Origin of the sequence: Pseudomonas californiensis (genome assembly GCF_021147775.1) — a bacterium.
Lineage (GTDB): Bacteria > Pseudomonadota > Gammaproteobacteria > Pseudomonadales > Pseudomonadaceae > Aquipseudomonas > Aquipseudomonas californiensis.
Window position 1 is genome coordinate 1 of record NZ_JAGTPK010000055.1, and the last position, 17,153, is coordinate 17,153.

Consider the following 17,153-nt stretch of genomic DNA (forward strand, 5'->3'; position numbering starts at 1 on the left):
CGCCACCCTTATCGTTGCTGTTAGTCATAAACATACCCGTTTGCCTATCCCTTATCTTAAGGGGGGAACGGTGTCCTGTCTTTCATGGGGCTCGTTCACTATTGATGCAGAGTTGTCCGAATACGTTCCAGCGCAAGACCTCAAAGCTCTTGCCGCTAGGGGATTAAGGGGAGAGCTTGTCTTCGCAGTCCCAGCAATTCTACATGCGAACCCGCATCTGCTCGGCTACTACCGCCTTCTCCTCGGCTATAGCCAAAAAGAGTTTTATGGCTCGGAGTTCGGCGTGGCTTCTATGAAATGCATGGAAGTTAGTGGACGCCTGAATCCGCGCTCTGGGGTCACAATGGAAGAGCTCTGCGTTGCTCTTTGTCATGCGGCCTCGCATCTCGTGGGCAGCTTGAAGACGAAAGATCTTAGCATTGGACTCCTCGATGACCTCACCTTGCTAACTGTTGGACCTCAGATGCGGGGAGGCGTGAACAATAAACTTGGCCAGCAAGGCATCGTGCAAGTCTTTGACGTTATCGAAGAAATCCTTAAGCCTGCAATTATCAACGCCACACGCGGGGCAATTGAAATTCGAAACACCAGCGGTCGGGATGTGTGGGTGGAGTTTGCAGCAGATCCAGACATCATCATTCGAGAAGTAATGCCCGACAAATCCTCACGCAAAATTTTGGCAATTGAAGTTAAGAGCGGTACAGATGTGTCGAACATCCATAACCGCATCGGCGAAGCTGAGAAAAGCCATCAGAAGGCAAAAAAAGACGGCTATCGTGAGTGTTGGACAGTCGTTAATGTCTCGAAGCTGGACATTGACAAAGCAAAGTTAGAGTCACCGACCACTAACGTTTTCTATGCCCTGAAGGCGCTTCAGTCAAGGAAAGGAGCAGTTTATGAGGACTTCAAGCAAAACATCATCGCGATGGTAGGCATTTCCTCGTAGAGCTTTACTTCCAGTGGGATGGAATGGTCAATTGATACTTTTTGGCGACCGTTTCCAACCCTTGGAGAATATGACCATGCTCTTCCAGCTCGGAGTCTGTCCACTGCGATCTACGTCCGAGCAGATCTTTCAGTTTCACTAGATTATACATTTTCAAACTATACAAGTTGGCCCATGTGGCTTCACCGAATAGATTGTAAATAGTAGTGGTATCATCCCTTTCGCTTGCTACGCGTAGTGACCCCTTTAGAGTAACAGCCGCATCGTCAGCGTCATCCTTAGTGTCGTAAGTGTTTAGAAGGTGCATTACAAACTCTGACGGTCAAGAAGATACATGATTATACAGAATTTTTCGCGGTGAAACCCAAACTACGGGCGGCGCGCCAACTGCGACACGCGGCCAGCATTGAGGGCGTCGTAAGCTTGGCGCTCCTGTGATGCTATGACTTACGACTTGCCTTGTGAACCTCGGGGCTTCTTGTCAACCCTGCCCTTGATATGATCGACGTCGCATGCCCGGAGCTCAAGGTGTTAGTCGAGGCCGCGTGCTCCATTGGACTTTTCGGAGCCTGAACAACAAACGGCGAATCAGCGTCGATGGAGCACAACCATTCCGTAGAACGCCGATGCAGAAGTGACCGACGTCCTGACATCAGATTAATCCACCTTTAAATAAACATAAAGTCAGCTCCGGTGGTGTCTCGCGAGTAGCCTGCTCGGGTCAATGATATTTCGGCACCGGGTCACGTCGGTGAGGGCTCAACACTCATGGAAAAGCTTCTGGATCACCAGATCACCTTAGGGGATGGGACGGTAGAATGGCTGGTTTTCGTGAAGCAAATGAATATAGAAACGACGGGGGTATAAATGGGGGTATTTTTTTAATAAAATTAAAAAATTTCAGCGTCCCGACTTCGCAAGACATTGATACCAAAGGAATTTATCAAAAAAAACATTCACAAATATCTTTAACGTGTAATTAACGTCTGATCCACACCGCTACACCGCCTCACGCTGCACCTTTAAGCCCCGCTATCGCCTTGCGATGCGGGGCTTTTGCGTTTTCAGGGGTAGCAGGATTGCGACGACATGCCGAGGCAACGATCAAATCAACGCCCAGGCCGCCAGGGGTCTGTTCCCGACAACGTCCATACGATGGCTTAGTGACTGACTGTTCGACAGCTTCATGTTGGGAATTTCGGTGTTGGCCCTAGATGGAGTGCCCTTCGAACGCGTAGACACTGCCACGACACAGATCATGACTTTATGGGATGGGTTGCGTACGGCCAATCCAGCTGTGACAGAGGTGCAGCGCAATCAATGACCATGGCCAGCCAATTGCTTAAGCTGGTCTTGGTCATCGACGCTTTCTCAAAGCAAAGCCGCAATAAATCGTCGGCTTGATTCGGTTATGCGAGCTTGATCGGCTAAGCTGCGACTCGACAGGCTTGAAACCTTGAGTAGATATTTCGAGAGTCCCGAACAGCCCTCTCACGCTCACGCGAGAGCTGTAAACCGTGGATCGACCAGAACTGCACAGCGCGCTAATCACTATGAAAATTCTTCTGCTTGGAAAAAACGGTCAGGTCGGTTGGGAGCTGCAACGCTCCCTGGCCGCGCTGGGCGAGGTCGTGGCACTCGATCGCCACAGCGTGTCGACTGAATGGGGACCGCTTTCGGGCGACCTGGCCAACCTCGCCGGTTTGCGAGACACCATTCGCCGTGTTCAGCCTCAGGTCATCGTCAATGCAGCCGCCTATACAGCGGTCGACAAGGCCGAAACCGATCGTGAGCTGGCGCATACCGTCAACGCGTTGGCCAGCCAGGTCATGGCTGAAGAAGCACAGGAGCTGGGCGCCCTCCTTATTCACTACTCGACCGATTATGTTTTCGACGGCTCGGGAAGCAGCGCCTGGAAAGAAACCGATGCGGTTTCACCGGTCAATCATTACGGTGCCACCAAGCTTGCAGGCGAACAGTTCATTGTAGCCTCGGGCTGCAGGCACCTGATCTTTCGCACCAGTTGGGTCTACGCCGCCCGTGGCAACAACTTTGCCAAGACCATGCTGAGGCTGGCCAAGGACCGCCCTGCCCTTAATGTCATTGCAGATCAGATCGGTGCGCCCACGGGTGCAGAGCTACTGGCCGACGTCACCGCAATCGCCATGCAGCAGACACGTGTACGTCCCGAACTCAGCGGTATCTATCACCTGGCTCCGGCGGGTGAACTGTCTTGGTTTGATTACGCCAGGCATGTCATTGATTTCGCGCGGGCTCAGGGTGAAGTTCTGGCAGTCGAAACCATAAACCCCATCGCAACGACAGAATATCCGACGCCCGCCGGGCGTCCGCTGAATTCACGCCTCAACACCGAAAAGCTGCGAAACAACTTCTCGCTGCATCTGCCGGGGTGGCAAAGTGGCGTTACTCGAATGCTCACGGAAGTCCTGAACAAATGACCTCAATCAACCGCAAAGGGATCATTCTGGCGGGCGGATCAGGCACACGCCTGCACCCGCTGACGCTGGGCGTGTCCAAACAGATGCTGCCGATCTACGACAAACCGATGATTTTCTATCCGTTGTCGGTGCTGATGTTGGCCGGGATGCGTGAAATTCTGATTATCTCTACGCCAGAAGACCTTCCCTGCTTTAGGAAATTGCTCGGCGATGGCAGCCAGTACGGCATTACGCTGTCTTACATTGAACAGCCCAGCCCGGACGGTTTGGCGCAGGCTTTTGTGCTCGGCGAGTCATTCATCGGTAAAGACCCGTGCTGCCTGATTCTTGGCGATAATATTTTCTACGGTCAGCATTTCTCCGACAACCTGCGCTCGGCCAGTCAACGTGCCAACGGCGCGACGGTGTTTGGGTACCACGTGTCCGACCCTCAGCGCTTTGGCGTAATCGAATTCGACGAGGCAGGACGAGCGTTGAGCATCGAAGAAAAACCGGCAGTGCCGAAATCGAACTATGCGGTCACCGGGCTGTATTTTTACGACAACCAGGTCGTTGATATTGCAAAGCGCATCAAGCCTTCTGCCCGCGGCGAACTTGAAATCACCGATGTGAACAGCGCTTACCTTGAGCAGAAAGAGCTGAACGTCGAGCTTCTGGGCCGGGGTTTCGCCTGGCTCGACACCGGCACCCATGAGTCACTGCTGGAGGCGAGTCACTTCGTCCACACTATCGAGCAGCGCCAGGGGTTGAAAGTCGCTTGCCTGGAGGAAATCGCTTACAGCCAGGGCTGGATCACCGATCAGCAATTGGGTGAGCAGGCTGAAAAACTGAAAAAAACCGGCTACGGGCAATATCTACAGAAACTACTGGATCTGGGATCGTTTTAAGAAGCCGCCTTTACACATTCACACCGCAAGGTCGCGAACGTATGTGTTCAGACGCTCTCAAGGTGGCCGTGCTGCTGGCCGCACATAACGGCATGTCGTGGCTGGAATAACAGCTTCATTCCATCGTGATGCAGACCAGTGTCTGCGTCCGTGTATTCATCAGTGTCGATGCTTCGACCGACGACACCGCCGCATGGTGCGCGGCGTACGTGCAGCAGCATGCGCAGGCAACCCTGCTGCCACCTGCGGGCCCGTTCGGTGGCGCTGCACACAATTTCTTTCGGTTGATTCGCGACGTCGACTTCTCTGACTTCGATTACGTTGCGTTTTCAGATCAGGATGACATCTGGTATCCGGACAAACTGAAACGCGCACTCTCGACCCTACGTACGCAAGGGTGTGATGGCTACTCCAGCAATGTCATCGCCTTCTGGCCGGACGGTCGACGTCTGTTACTGGACAAGGCGCAAGCGCAGGCTCGCGGGGATTACCTCTTCGAAGCGGCTGGCCCGGGCTGTAAGTATGTGATGAGTCATCGGCTTGCTGCTGCGCTCAAGACATCGCTGACTGACCAGTGGGAGCCCATACAGCGCATCAGCCTGCATGACTGGTACTGCTACGCGTTTGCCCGCAGCCAAAACTTCAAGTGGTTCATCGATCCTGTGCCGGGCCTGGACTACCGTCAGCACGACCATAACCAGCTGAGCGCCAATACGGGGATTGCCTCGCATACCTCAGGGCTGGCCAGAATTGTGGATAACTGGTGGCCCGAGCAGGTACTGCTGATCAACCAGATCACAGGCGGCAGCGCTCTTTTTGCAAAAAGAGCAGTCCATTCCAGGCGCCTCCTGTTCTTCGCCCTGATTTTGAACGCCGCACAATGCCGCAGAAGACGCAGGGACAAGTTCCTGTTTGTCATCGCCTGCCTGGCAGCAGTTATCAGACGCTGACTCTGTGAGTCAGCGCTCAGATTTTTCCCAGGCAGATTGCGACAAACAGGCTCAGATTGCCTTGCGGCGTCTGCCGGTAGACTCCGGCCTTGCGCAGCGACCGCAATCGTCGAAACACACCCTGCGCACGACCGCAGTCGAAGTGATGCAGCACACGCCGATTGTCATCCGTCAGCAGGTGCTCCAACGCACGCAGAATGGCCAGATTGGTGGTATTCCATTGTGCGAAGCGCCCGGAAAACAGCTTGTACATCCGTTTCAATCGGTCGCTTGTTCCGGCATTGGCGCCAATCAGGTTGCCAGCGTGTTGACGGTAATCAAGGCTTGGCTCAGGGTCGTAAATGACTGTCCCGCCACAACCTGTTACCAGCAGATACGCCAGCCAGTCATGCGCAATCAGCGCAGCACGCTCGGGCACTTGCAACAGTAAGCTGCGTGCAGCCTGGTTGATCAGCATGGTATTGGCACCCGCGAGACTCTGCACCAGCGCGTTCCGAAAGGAAGGCGGCCTCAAGAACAGCGCGCCCATGCCCGACACACGTTGCTCAGCGTCCACCAGACGCGTTCTGGAGCAATAAAGCGCGGGTACACGCGCAACAAGGGGCTCAAGACGGCACAGGCCACGCTCCAGCTTCTCGCTGAACCAGACGTCGTCCTGATCACTGGAAGCGAAATAGTTGCCCTGCAGTTCTGGCCTGCGAAGCAGTGACATGAAGTTTTGCGCGAACCCCTCGCACGGACCATCGAACATGACCAGCCGCTCCTGGCCCCAGCGCCGCTGGCACGCGACCAGAATGTCACGTGTGCCATCGGTTGATGCGTCATCAGAGACGTACAGGGTCCAGCAAGGAAAAGTCTGGTCTTCAAACGAGTCAAGCTGCTCTTGAAGGTAACGCGCACCGTTATAGGTGCACATCAGGATCGCGACACGTGGAAGCTCGTTCACGGCGGTCCCCGCGAAGGGACGCTGTGAGTCCATCAACGGCTTGGCATCATCCGCCATGGTGCTCTCGCCTGGTTGCGTTCTGGAAACCTCAACACTGCAGGCCAGCCAGTATGCCTCGGGTTCTGAACGCCGTAAGCGCCGGTGTAAGAGAGTGTTGCCGTTGGTCGAACAGGCTGTTGTATGGGCCTGGACAGCGGCAACGCAATAATAAAAAAGGCGGCTTGATGACATCAAGCCGCCTTGGTTCTTTACGGGGGTGCAGCGACCGATCAACCCAACCGGAAGCGCGCAGTATTGTCGTTCAGTGCACGGCTGCCCTGACTGAGCGTGTCGGCGGCACGATTGACCGCTCGAGCGCCTTCCAGCAGACGGCCTGCGGCTTGATCGACCTGCTGGATGTTGCTGCTGACTTCATCGGCTGTCGATGCCTGCTCTTCTACCGCAGTCGATATCTGCGCCAGCGTGTCAGTCACACCTTGCACAGCGCTGGCGATCTCGCCCAATCGTTCACCCAGCCCGGTCACGGAGCGGGCATCATTAACGGCCTGCTCACACGCGGCTTCCATCAGGTTCACGGCCTGAGTCACCGTTGAACGCAAGCTGTCGACGGTCCCGGCGATCTGCGCCGTAGAGGCTTGCGTGCGCTGTGACAGGCTGCGCACTTCGTCTGCAACCACGGCAAAGCCACGGCCCTGCTCACCTGCGCGTGCGGCCTCGATGGCAGCATTGAGCGCCAGCAGGTTGGTCTGTTCGGCAATGCCACGGATAGCATCAACCACTGACTGAATTTGCTGGCCCTGCTCACTGACCCGACCCAGTGCAGCCGCCGTGTCGGTCAAACGCTGATTGAGCTGCTGGATGCTGTCGGTGGTGCGCTGGCTGTCCTGGCTGCTCTGCTGGGCGATCATGCGGGTCTGTCGCGCGCTTTCCGAAGCCTGTTCACAACTTCTGGCGACACCTTGCGACGTCGCGGCCAGCTCGGTTGCAGCGGCGGCAATCTGGCTGATCTGCTGTTGCTGATCCTCCACTTCATTGAGCGTCCCGCTCGATTGGGCGTTGAGCGTGAGTACCGCTTCGCCCACCCGCACCGTTTCATGATTGACGCCGAGCAGGCTGGTGCGCAATTGCACGACAGCGACGTTGAGCGCCCGGCTGATCGCCGCAAGCTCGTCACGCCCCTGCACAGGCACTTCCACACACAGATTGCCGTCACGCAGCGACTCGGCAAGGGTGGTAATGCCACTGGCACTGCTGCGGATCGACGACTGCAGGCAGGCAAACAGGTACATCGCCAGCAATATCAGCACACCGAAGACCACCGCCAACGGGATGAACTCCATGTTGGAGGAGTCATGGTAATAATCGAGCCGGTCATACAACGCGTTCAGCGTCTGTGTACGGAAGTCGGCCGTGGTCTTGGTCATCGTGTCGATGCTGCGTTCGAACTCTTCTGGCTTGAGCTTGATGGTGCCGCCGAAAACGCCGTCATCCATCACTTTCAACTCGGCATCCAGTACTTTCGAAACCGCTGCGTACTGATCAGCCCACGGCTGCATCTGCGGTGGAAGCTTGGACAGCAGCAGAGTGCCGGCCTTGTGCATCTGCTCCTTCGCGTCATCGATACGACTGCGCAGGTCACGTGTCTGCAGACGGCTCTGCAAGCTGAACTGGCCCGAGGCAACGGAGGTCTGGCCAATGCTGGACATACGGCCGATACGCTCGATGAGGTCCGGGACCTGTTGTGTCGAGAGCTGCATCAGCATGTACGTTTCGAGCCACGGATCGAGGATCAGGCCACTGTCCATTGCGATCTGCTCACGCAGCGCCTGGACATTGCCCAATGCCGTAGTGAAGCGATCATAGCCATCAGGCCACCAGCCAACGGTACGCAACGAGGCAGTGTCCATGCCAGCCAATGACGCCTGGAGCGTCTTGAGCCGGTTCATGGTGTCAGCGGGTGCGCTTTCCTGCGTCAGCGTCACGTTCAGGCTTTCCAACGCCTTGGCGATTCGAGGATTACCGGCATCGACATTGGCCATCGCCTCCCTGGCAGCAGGCGTTGGCTCACGAAGAATATCGGCCGCCTTCCAGCGCGCAGCATGATCACGCTGAGCAGAGAGCTCAATGTTCAGATCATCGAGCGCCAGCAATTGCCGAACGCCGGATTGCTCACCGGCAATCACGGCAAGCTTGTTTCGATAATCCTGAGCGATGACCCACACACTGCCCAGCAGCGGCAACATGAACAACAGGAACAAGACCTGAAACTTGCGAGCAAAACCAAAATGCCCCATCAGGCGCATGCCCGGTGACAAAAGACTGTTCATGTCCTGCGACTCCCCGTGGACACTCGCCAGATCTGGTCAGACCTGTCCGAATGTTTTTCTCGAAAAAACACTAACGGCAAAATGCCATGTTATTGAATCAGTGGCGATACTCATCGCCTCTCGTTCAACCGAAAAGCGGGATCACCCGTATTTTTTGCGCCGAATCGCTCGCTGATCGACGTGTGCGTGTGGCTTAAGCAAGAAGCGGACCGGTATCCGAATCACTGGAAGTCCCGACACAGTCAACCCGCCGGAACAGCAGCTTTGCTGGCTTTGATGGCCGCCTGCTGTCATTTAGCGTCGCGAAAATGACTGTTTGATTTTCCAGTGAGATCTTCACGCCATTCATCAGCACACACTCAGGGTTATCGGCCGACCGATACGTCACTGGAGGAAACAAGGAGGGAGTGAACGTTGAGGTGCATCATCGGCGCGGTAACCCCCGCCGACGCACCTTAAAAAGGCAGAATCCGGGGCCTGCGAGCCTAACCGGTTGATCGCACGCAATTATTTTTCACATCAACGCTTGACACATATGCGTTCTCCGCGAATAATGCGCGCCACTTGGCTACATAGCTCAGTTGGTTAGAGCATAGCATTCATAATGCTGGGGTCCGGGGTTCAAGTCCCTGTGTAGCCACCAAGTACCTGTTTACAGACGTCTACAGCAGTCTATAAACAACCCCAAGAAGCCCGCCTTGTGCGGGCTTTCTTGTTTCTGGCTATCTCTCCTTGTATCCCCCTATATCTACCCGCCGTGTATCCCAGCGTGTATCCTTCGAAAATAATTGAACCGAAGGGATACAAACCGTGAAACGGTCCGAAATCAAGCGCCGCCCCCTCTCCGACACGGCTTTGGCCGGGCTAGAGCCTGATTCGAAGGAATACCGCGAACTCGATGCCAACGGCCTGTACTTCCGCGTGAAGCCAGACGGCCAGAAATCATGGCAACTGCGCTACAAGAAAGCAGACGGCAAGTGGTCCTGGCTCGGGCTGGGCGGATACCCCGAGGTCAGCGGTGCATCGGCCAGGGCAAAGGCTGCAGATCTTCGCGCCGATACGGCCGAAGGCCGAAACCCGATGGTGACAAAGCAGGCGCGCAAGGCAGCAGAAGCCCAGGCAGCAAACGATACATTCGAAACACTGGCCCGCGAATGGCACGCCTCGCGCATCGGCGGCTGGGACGCAGGCACGGCCAAGCGGATCATGGGCGCACTTGAACGCCATGTGTTTCCCACCTTCGGCCAGCGCCGGTACACCGGCATCCTGTCTATGGAGTGGATGGAGCTACTTCGGGGCTTGGAGCAACAAGGCATTCTTGAGCAAATGAGCCGAGTGCGCGCTTATTGCAAGGATGTCTATGATCTGGCTCGAGTGACCGGCCGCGCCGTGAACAACCCGTTGGAAGGGGTTCACAAATTCCTCTCCAGCGGCAAAGCCGAAAACTACGCCCACGTCTCAGCAGAAGAGCTGCCTGCCCTTCTTCGTGCGATCCAGTCATACCCGCATGCCAAAGACGTGCAGCTGGGCCTGCGCCTGCTCACCCTGCTAGCGGTGCGACCCAGCGAGCTACGTGAAGCCCAGTGGTCCGAGTTCGATCTGGAAAAGAAGCTGTGGACCATCCCGGTTGAGCGCAAGGGTCGCAAAAAAGGTCGAGAGCACTTAGTGCCGCTTTGCCGTCAGGCCATTGAGTTGTTGGAAGAGCTACGCCCTATAACCGGCGCGTATCCCCTGCTCTTCCCCGGACGCAGCGACCGAACCAAAACGCGCAGTGACACCGTATTTCTGATGGCGCTGCGTCGGATCGGCTATGAAGGCCGCCAGACTGGTCACGGTTTTCGCCATATTGCGAGCACCGCACTCAATGAACACGGCTTCCCGGCCGACCACATCGAGGCACAGCTCAGCCACAAGCCTCAGGGTGTCCGTGGCGTTTACAACAAGGCGCAGTACTTGGCGCAGCGCACGACCATGATGCAGTGGTATGCGGATCACCTTGATGGGCTTGCCGGAGGCGTCATTATTCAAGGTGACTTCGGCAAGAGGGCCTGATTACTGACACCGCCAAGATAGATGGTGTCACGTATTAAAACGTTTTTGGCTGACCTAGCTCGACGGAGCGAAAAGCAGGCTTCCCACCTGCCTGGCCAGCCAATTTATTTACGCGGGAGCACCTGGGAGGGTGTAGCAATGGCAGCGAACGTAGATAAGAGCTTTCCGCCCTCATGGTTCAAAATCGAGAACTACCGAGATGCAAAGGCGTTCAGCCCTCTTCAATGGTATGAACAACTATATCGCCGCCAGGCTTTGTTATCCGGGTACACATTTGGAGAGAAGCTCGGAGCGAGCTATGAGGATCGACTGTGGCGTATTCACGTTGGGAAAGAAGCTAAAGCAATGAGGGCGCGTCCCTTGGAGCATGTCCCAGTAGCAGGTACTGGAGCTCCCGACTCCCAGCCCATACGTGACCTTATGGTTCGTGATCTTATGCAGCAGGCCGACCGGGACAGAGACGCCCGAGGATTTGGGCGGTGCGACAAATTTGCAACACAGCGTTGGCGAGTTATTCGCAATCCTCAAGCGTTCTATGCGCAGCACGAGGGTCTCTCGCGGCAGCCGATCGTTATGGACTTCTATGACATCCGCAAGCCTCCACATGCAGTGATTCAGGTCGATCTTGGTGCTACTGATGCGGTTCTCAGAGCGGCATTTCAGCGATGGCTTGATGCCGCACGAGCTCGGGAGGAACCTAGCATGGTTCTTTTGAATGAGGACATGCCAGCAGATGAGGTCGGCGCACGAGGCAAAGCTAGGAATTCTGAGAGCGTAGATAAAACTCGCGAATCCCTATGGAATCGATATGCCAGATATGGAGTTCTTCCCTACATAGACCTAGCCATTTGGGCTATGGAAACAGATACCGTCGTGAAACGACCGGCATACGCAAGTGCACTGCATGACGGAGGGCACTACAGAACCCACGATAACGTGAAGACGACGACCGAGGTTCACGCAACGCAATTAATGCGGGATCTAACCAAGCTAAGGGCTTTTGTCGGCTACGGAGGCTTGCCGTCGTTGGAATAGAAAACTTTCTCCCAGAGATACTTTGCGTAAGGAAACCTCTGCAGATACTCGGCACGCCGATTAGAACCCGAATCATTAACGTACTCCCGTAGTCATAAACAACGGGAAGTAGCCATGAACAACATTCAATGCATCGAAGCTGCAAGCGCAACAATTCAGAAGTTTGACCCTGCCACCACGCTGATCCGCATTCCTGAAATGGAAGCTATAACCGGGTGCAAGCGCGCGACATTTTACAAACGCCTCAAAGACGATCCGACCTTTCCAAAGCCGGTACCACTTAGCAATAGCAAGGCGCGTGGAGCTCCAGTAGGTTGGGTTTTGGCCGAAGTGCAGGCGTGGGTTCGCACCCGCATTGCAATGCGCGAGGTGGCAGCATGAACGCAAACATCGAAAACGTAACTCACGAGGGACAGTTCACCTTGGCCATGCGTCATAAGCTAGTCAACGTGTCTGTATTGCAGAGCACCGCACAGCCGCTTTCTGCTTTAGGCTTTCTCATCCTTGCAGACACTCATTCACTGATACAGCGTATCGCGCCGCTGCCTGAAAAGTGGCTAGGTCTGAGTGCGGTCAATGCAGAGCAGGCGGATTTTTTTCGGGCGCTGAAGGCCTTAGGTATTGCTGAGCGCGTGCCTGGCGACGTAGGCCGTCGTGCCAAGCTTGCTGGTAGCGAGCATCTTCTGGGGGAGATCGATTACGGCCCAGGGTTTTGGCTCCACGTCGAGTTGGTGATGCCTTACGCGCGCTGGATTGCCAGCAGGCAAGTACCGCCACGCAAAACTCCGCTGATTGCATTCCTTGAAAAGCATCTGCCCTCGGCCGTGACCAGCCAGGCAGCCGCGCCAATTCCAGCTCAAGAAGTAACAGAGGCATTCGCCGGCGAGGTCAGTGCCAAGGAGCTGGAAGACCTGCGCATTGTCGATCGCATGATGATCACCGACGGCGTATCAGCTTCAGAGCGCACCGAGGTACTCCGCTCCCGAATCGACTCGATGCAGGGGGCCTGACCTCATGAGCAAGAAGAGAACCAGCCCCAGCCTGCAGGACAGCCTCAAGAGCACGAGCATAAACGCTCAGAACCAACGGTTTGTTGATCGCCTTCGCCAAGGCTCCATCGACACGTTTACAGCCATGCGTGAGCTGAACATCTGCCGCCCAGGCGCTCGAATTTGCGACCTGCGCAACGCCGGATATCGGATCAATACGGCTCGGATCGTCCTCACTGATGAATGGGGGCGCACCCATCGTGGTGTAGCCCTGTACACGCTGATGTCCGAGCCGAGGGCCGCCGCATGACTGCCAAAATTCTGCAGATCGATTACAAGGGCGAGGCCGTCCCATTCAATGCTGATGGCTGGATCAACGCTACCGCTGCGGCGGCCCGGTTCGGCAGGGAACCATACGAGTGGATGCGCCTGCCGGACACCGAGCGCTACCTTGATGGCCTGAAGCGTAGATACGGGGAAATCCCGTATGTAAAAACCAGTCGTGCACGTGCCGATCGTGGTGGCGGTACCTGGATTCATCCAAAGCTGGGCGTCAAGTTTGCCCGCTGGCTCGATGTGGACTTTGAAATCTGGTGCGACGAGCAGATCGATACGCTGATCCGGGGCGAACTCAACACAATGGCCATTGCACGGCGACAGGCAGCCATGGGCTACCGAAGCCTGTGCGATGCCTTGTCGATCACTCACGAGGCCGCTGGCAAGGCCACGAAGCCGCATCACTTCATGAACGAGGCCCGCCTCATCAATGAGGTGATCACCGGGCAGTTCGCCGGCCGCAACCGGGACCAACTGACTCAGCCAGAGCTGGAGCTGATCATGCTGGTGGAAAACCGGGATGTGCTGCTGATCGGCCAGGGCAAGGATTATGCGACCCGCAAGCAGGCGTTGAATACGTATGTTCAAGCGCTGCGCACCAAGCAATTGCGGGGTGCCGCGTGAATCCATTCGACTGGCTCTACTGCATCGGCCTAGCTGTTGTTCTCGCTGTGTCACAGGTAACACCAAGCAAAATCGCCGGGGTGCGTCCGCCCGGCACCGATACAAGTGCCGGAGCGCTGCTTACTGAAGGGGCGTATCGAAATGACATTGACCTTCACGATTAACGACCAGCGGTCGATAACAGAGATTGCAAGCAATCGTGATGCTCGGTATGGTCTGCCCGTCGCTGCAAATTCAGCGACCGGGTTTGACGGCCTGACGAATTCAAGGCGCAACAGCGCCCAGATCACGACTGCGAGCGCTTTTTTTGCGTGTCCAGTCTCGTGTAATGGCGGCTGTGCGTGGGGCACCCTCGGGTGCGCAGGTTTCCTTGATTCCCTGTCCGTCAACCCGCGCACAGCTGCCACCCTAATTCGTTTGACGGCGAACCGTGGCAGCTCCCCAAATCGAGGAGCAACCCCCATGAAACACGCCCTGAATCTGTCCGCACTTCGCGCACTTGCTCACCGCCGCATGGCCTTGAGCGCTCTCCGCGCAAACTCATCCCTGGCTGTACGACTCAACCGTTACAACTCCCACATGGACCGCGCCAGAGCCCTTGAAGCTCAAGGCGGTGCCCAGTGATCGCCTTGAAAAACAAAGCACTGCCACCGCTGCAATCCATCAAGTTCGGCGCGCGCGACGATACGAATCACCTGGTCCAAGTGATTCAGGGCGGCGATGCTGGTGAGGGCCTGGCCATGGCCGCCGATCTGGCTCTTGGCGTAGAGCATCTCTGCGCTCGTCTCGACGTTGCAATCAATGACGGCGAAGACCCTGTCACCTGTGTGGAGCTTCGAGCCCTTGGCCTCCTTGCTAGCACTGCTGCCGCGCTGGTTCAGTCGGTGCGTTACAGCCTGCGTGATGATGCGGAGGCAAGCCAATGAGCATTCCTTCCCTTAGCGAATTGATCGTAAATGTCGATAGCGAATTCCCGGCAGAATCCTCAAAGCTCAAACTAACGAGCGATCAAGTAACACAACTCGAGCGCATCAAGCAGGCTTCAGAAGAGACCGTGAACTGCGTGACCTCAGGTATTGAAGCCATCGGCGAAATGATGGGCCTTGCAGAGAATGGCGAAATGTCAGCCGAGTGCGTCATGGGCATTGGTTGGCTTATCAAAGAGTTGGCAGGTCTCATGCGGAAGCTTCACGACGAGCGCTGTGCTGCTGATTACAAGCTGGACAACATGGCTAGGGCGCAATCCGCAAATCGTGGCGTGCACGGTGACGTCCAATGATTTCTCATACCGATATCAACTCAGAGCGGGTTAAAGACCTCAGGGAAATCCTAACTCTGCTGGCGCTCGCCTCTGCAGTAATCGCCAGCCCGACCACTACGCCACTCGCGGCCAAAGTGATCGCCGTCATGGCCCAGCACACAGCCATGGCTTGGGCCGATCTGCTAATTACGGAAATTCACGTAGTTGGTGGGGGTGATCAATGAAAGCGATGAACTGGTGTGACCTCATGATCAGGCGAGATGAAATCACTGCCATGAATGCCGAGGATCTCGAAGCCGTGATCAGTGCAACCGATGACCGACTTTTAGCCCTTGCGCGCGGGGTATCAGGTATCGGCAATCTGCTCGCCTGTTCGGCATCAAACAAAGAGTTGGGCCTGAGCCAGGATGTAGTGACCAATGTCGGCTGGATGCTGGAAAGCATCGGCGAACTGATCAGTGACGTGGCAGGGGTTTCGGCTCACGCCACGGACGCCACGCTGAGACGTCAGGCAAAGGCTGGTGCCAAATGAACCTCTACGCCGAGCATCCGGCGCTCCACGGGTTGAACATTGAGCAGCTTGCCGAACTGGCGCTGTACGGCCTGCGCTATCGCGCACTGGGCGCTGCGGACATCGATTTCAGCGATCCATCCAGGCTTGACGTTTACTGGACCGGCGAGCGGATGGTGAAAAAGACAGTCAAGAATGCGGTTAAGGCCTCAAAAGCTGGTGATCTGCTCGCACTTAAGCGGGAGGGGGAAGCCATCGGCCACCTGCAGGCGCTATTCAACTGCAGCGTGATCGACCACGAAACCTACAAAGCGCAGTACCAACTTTTACTCGAGCAGCCCCGGTGACCGCGAAAATTTTAGTTATGCACGGCTACAGCAAAACGTCGGCCAGATAGAGGTTTAACAGCATGAATTTTCAAAACGATGCAATTGCGTCGACGGTATCGGCTTACCCGAAAAAAGCCAACGAGCTGTTTTACGTAGTTCATCCGAAAGCGCCCAAGCCGCTGCTGGGGCCTTTCCTGACTGCGGAAGACGCCGAGTGCGGACGAGTTGTGATGCGCAGTCCTGACGCGACCGTAGAGGCTCGTCCGGCCGGAGCAGTCGACGAGTTCATCTACTGGCACGCGATCAATAACGGTCATGTCATGCAGGCGTTTGCAGCAGTACCAGTTCGGGAGCAACTGCTATGAAACCCAAGCCGAAACTGTCCGTGGTTGGCGATGACCCGGCTAGCCGGATTCTTCAACGGCTGGATGGCGTAAAGCCGTCAGGCAAGAATCGTTACATCGCGAAATGCCCGGCGCACACTGATAAGTCCCCCTCCTTGAGCGTGTCCAGCACCGACGATGGCCGGGCATTGATTCATTGCTTTGCAGGCTGCTCATCCGAGGATGTTCTCGCCTCAATCGGCCTGGAGTTCAAGGACTTGTTCCCAGGACGCCTGACAGCAGCAGATCGCTCCGAATATCGGCGTAAGGCGCTGGAGAGCGGGAGGGAGCATGCGCGGATCATTCAGCAAATCGCCCTCGCTCAGCTTGAGCGCGGTGAAGACCTGAGCGAAATCGACTCAGAGCAGTTGCAAGATGCGGTAAGGCGCGAGCGCGAGATCTGCGACGAGTTGGCCGGGTTTGAGGTTGATCGGGGCCAGCGCATCACACCAGACCGGCCGTGCTGGGCAGTCCATGAGCAATGGGTGATCAACGAGAAAGGCCGGCGTCTGCGCCCAGGCGTCTACTGGCACGGCTTCAAGCGTGGCGGTGCCGACGAGGAAGAGAACGAAGATGATGCCAGTGACCGGCCTATCACCGACGAGTGGATTTCCACCCCGGTGACGGTCGTTGCCCGGACGACCAACAGTGACGACGGCAGCGAGGGCCGTCTGCTCCGCTTGGCTACCGAGGGCGGTATCAAGGAATGGATCATCGCCATGGAAGTATTCGGCGGCAGCGGCGAGGATGCACGGCGCGCGTTGTTCGGCATGGGCGTCATTATTGCGCTCAAAAAGCGCGGAACGTTCATGGAGTACCTGCTCGACCAGCGCCCGGAAGAGATGTTCGCCACCACCAGCCGCCCTGGCTGGCATGAGTCGGGGGCGTTCGTGCTGCCCGGCCGAACGCTGGGGAATGCCAAGGTGCGGTATCAGGCCAGCAACAAGGCGCAGGTACTGTTCAGTCGGCGCGGCGAGCTGGACGCCTGGAAAACCGAGGTGGCAGCCAAGTGCGAAGGTAATCCGGTACTGACACTGGCGATCGGCTGCGCACTGGCTGGCCCTCTGCTGAGTCTGGTGGGTGTGCTGGGTGGTGGTGTTCACCTAGTCGGCGACAGC

At 56.4% G+C, this 17,153-nt stretch carries 20 protein-coding genes and 1 tRNA gene; 19 read left to right on the plus strand and 2 right to left on the minus strand.

All coding sequences use genetic code 11. The features are described from left to right. The 4 genes from KDX37_RS27310 to KDX37_RS27330 form a co-directional block, all read left to right on the plus strand. Positions 1-946: XcyI family restriction endonuclease (locus KDX37_RS27310; protein WP_264759411.1), on the plus strand; the 946-nt coding region annotated here is incomplete at its 5' end. A gap of 1,553 nt (positions 947-2,499) precedes the next feature. Further along, entirely contained in the window at positions 2,500-3,405 is a 906-nt protein-coding gene (rfbD, locus tag KDX37_RS27320) for a dTDP-4-dehydrorhamnose reductase (protein WP_231656342.1), read from the plus strand. After that, positions 3,402-4,292 (plus strand): glucose-1-phosphate thymidylyltransferase RfbA, encoded by an 891-nt coding sequence (gene rfbA, locus KDX37_RS27325; protein ID WP_231656343.1) that lies wholly within the window; start codon positions 3,402-3,404, stop codon positions 4,290-4,292. Before rfbD ends, rfbA begins: the two co-directional genes overlap by 4 nt. 125 nt (positions 4,293-4,417) lie before the next feature. Next, positions 4,418-5,242 carry a glycosyltransferase gene (locus KDX37_RS27330; protein WP_319941723.1) on the plus strand — a complete coding sequence of 275 codons (825 nt, stop codon included), beginning with the start codon at positions 4,418-4,420 and terminating at the stop codon, positions 5,240-5,242. Positions 5,243-5,258: 16 nt separating this feature from the next. On the opposite strand, the gene KDX37_RS27335 is transcribed toward KDX37_RS27330, so the two are convergent. Continuing rightward, complete coding sequence (locus KDX37_RS27335) at positions 5,259-6,158, minus strand: glycosyltransferase family 2 protein (protein ID WP_406643433.1); 900 nt, start codon at positions 6,156-6,158, stop codon at positions 5,259-5,261. Positions 6,159-6,457: 299 nt separating this feature from the next. After that, positions 6,458-8,515 (minus strand): methyl-accepting chemotaxis protein, encoded by a 2,058-nt coding sequence (locus KDX37_RS27340; RefSeq protein ID WP_231656344.1) that lies wholly within the window; start codon positions 8,513-8,515, stop codon positions 6,458-6,460. 566 nt (positions 8,516-9,081) lie between these two features. On the opposite strand from KDX37_RS27340, the gene KDX37_RS27345 reads away from it, so the two are divergent. The 15 genes from KDX37_RS27345 to KDX37_RS27415 all read left to right on the plus strand — a co-directional run. Next, a tRNA-Met gene (locus KDX37_RS27345) sits at positions 9,082-9,158 on the plus strand. A gap of 167 nt (positions 9,159-9,325) precedes the next feature. Continuing rightward, complete coding sequence (locus KDX37_RS27350; protein ID WP_231656345.1) at positions 9,326-10,567, plus strand: tyrosine-type recombinase/integrase; 1,242 nt, start codon at positions 9,326-9,328, stop codon at positions 10,565-10,567. Positions 10,568-10,705: 138 nt separating this feature from the next. Further along, positions 10,706-11,602 carry a DUF6387 family protein gene (locus KDX37_RS27355; protein ID WP_231656346.1) on the plus strand — a complete coding sequence of 299 codons (897 nt, stop codon included), beginning with the start codon at positions 10,706-10,708 and terminating at the stop codon, positions 11,600-11,602. Between the two features lie 114 nt (positions 11,603-11,716). Beyond that, positions 11,717-11,983, plus strand: a complete 267-nt coding sequence (locus KDX37_RS27360) for a helix-turn-helix transcriptional regulator (protein ID WP_231656347.1) — start codon at positions 11,717-11,719, stop codon at positions 11,981-11,983. After that, positions 11,980-12,612, plus strand: a complete 633-nt coding sequence (locus KDX37_RS27365; RefSeq protein WP_231656348.1) for a hypothetical protein — start codon at positions 11,980-11,982, stop codon at positions 12,610-12,612. The genes KDX37_RS27360 and KDX37_RS27365 overlap by 4 nt, the downstream gene beginning before the upstream one ends. Before the next feature lie 4 nt (positions 12,613-12,616). Next, entirely contained in the window at positions 12,617-12,901 is a 285-nt protein-coding gene (locus KDX37_RS27370) for a helix-turn-helix domain-containing protein (RefSeq protein ID WP_231656349.1), read from the plus strand. Continuing rightward, a complete protein-coding gene (locus KDX37_RS27375; protein WP_231656350.1) occupies positions 12,898-13,551 on the plus strand; it encodes a KilA-N domain-containing protein in 654 nt (217 codons plus the stop codon). The genes KDX37_RS27370 and KDX37_RS27375 overlap by 4 nt, the downstream gene beginning before the upstream one ends. 462 nt (positions 13,552-14,013) lie before the next feature. After that, positions 14,014-14,175 (plus strand): hypothetical protein, encoded by a 162-nt coding sequence (locus tag KDX37_RS27380; RefSeq protein WP_231656351.1) that lies wholly within the window; start codon positions 14,014-14,016, stop codon positions 14,173-14,175. Continuing rightward, positions 14,172-14,477 (plus strand): hypothetical protein, encoded by a 306-nt coding sequence (locus KDX37_RS27385; protein ID WP_231656352.1) that lies wholly within the window; start codon positions 14,172-14,174, stop codon positions 14,475-14,477. Before KDX37_RS27380 ends, KDX37_RS27385 begins: the two co-directional genes overlap by 4 nt. Continuing rightward, positions 14,474-14,830 carry a hypothetical protein gene (locus KDX37_RS27390; protein WP_231656353.1) on the plus strand — a complete coding sequence of 119 codons (357 nt, stop codon included), beginning with the start codon at positions 14,474-14,476 and terminating at the stop codon, positions 14,828-14,830. Before KDX37_RS27385 ends, KDX37_RS27390 begins: the two co-directional genes overlap by 4 nt. Further along, positions 14,827-15,036, plus strand: a complete 210-nt coding sequence (locus KDX37_RS27395; RefSeq protein WP_231656354.1) for a hypothetical protein — start codon at positions 14,827-14,829, stop codon at positions 15,034-15,036. The genes KDX37_RS27390 and KDX37_RS27395 overlap by 4 nt, the downstream gene beginning before the upstream one ends. A gap of 23 nt (positions 15,037-15,059) precedes the next feature. Next, the gene (locus KDX37_RS27400; protein ID WP_231656355.1) at positions 15,060-15,344 is read left to right on the plus strand and encodes a hypothetical protein; all 285 of its coding nucleotides are present in this window, start codon (positions 15,060-15,062) and stop codon (positions 15,342-15,344) included. Continuing rightward, positions 15,341-15,670 carry a hypothetical protein gene (locus KDX37_RS27405; protein ID WP_231656356.1) on the plus strand — a complete coding sequence of 110 codons (330 nt, stop codon included), beginning with the start codon at positions 15,341-15,343 and terminating at the stop codon, positions 15,668-15,670. Before KDX37_RS27400 ends, KDX37_RS27405 begins: the two co-directional genes overlap by 4 nt. A gap of 62 nt (positions 15,671-15,732) precedes the next feature. Beyond that, positions 15,733-16,017 (plus strand): hypothetical protein, encoded by a 285-nt coding sequence (locus KDX37_RS27410; protein WP_231656357.1) that lies wholly within the window; start codon positions 15,733-15,735, stop codon positions 16,015-16,017. After that, positions 16,014-17,153, plus strand: a 1,140-nt coding sequence (locus KDX37_RS27415; RefSeq protein WP_231656358.1) for a DUF927 domain-containing protein, incomplete at its 3' end; no start/stop codon positions are given. The genes KDX37_RS27410 and KDX37_RS27415, both read left to right, overlap by 4 nt.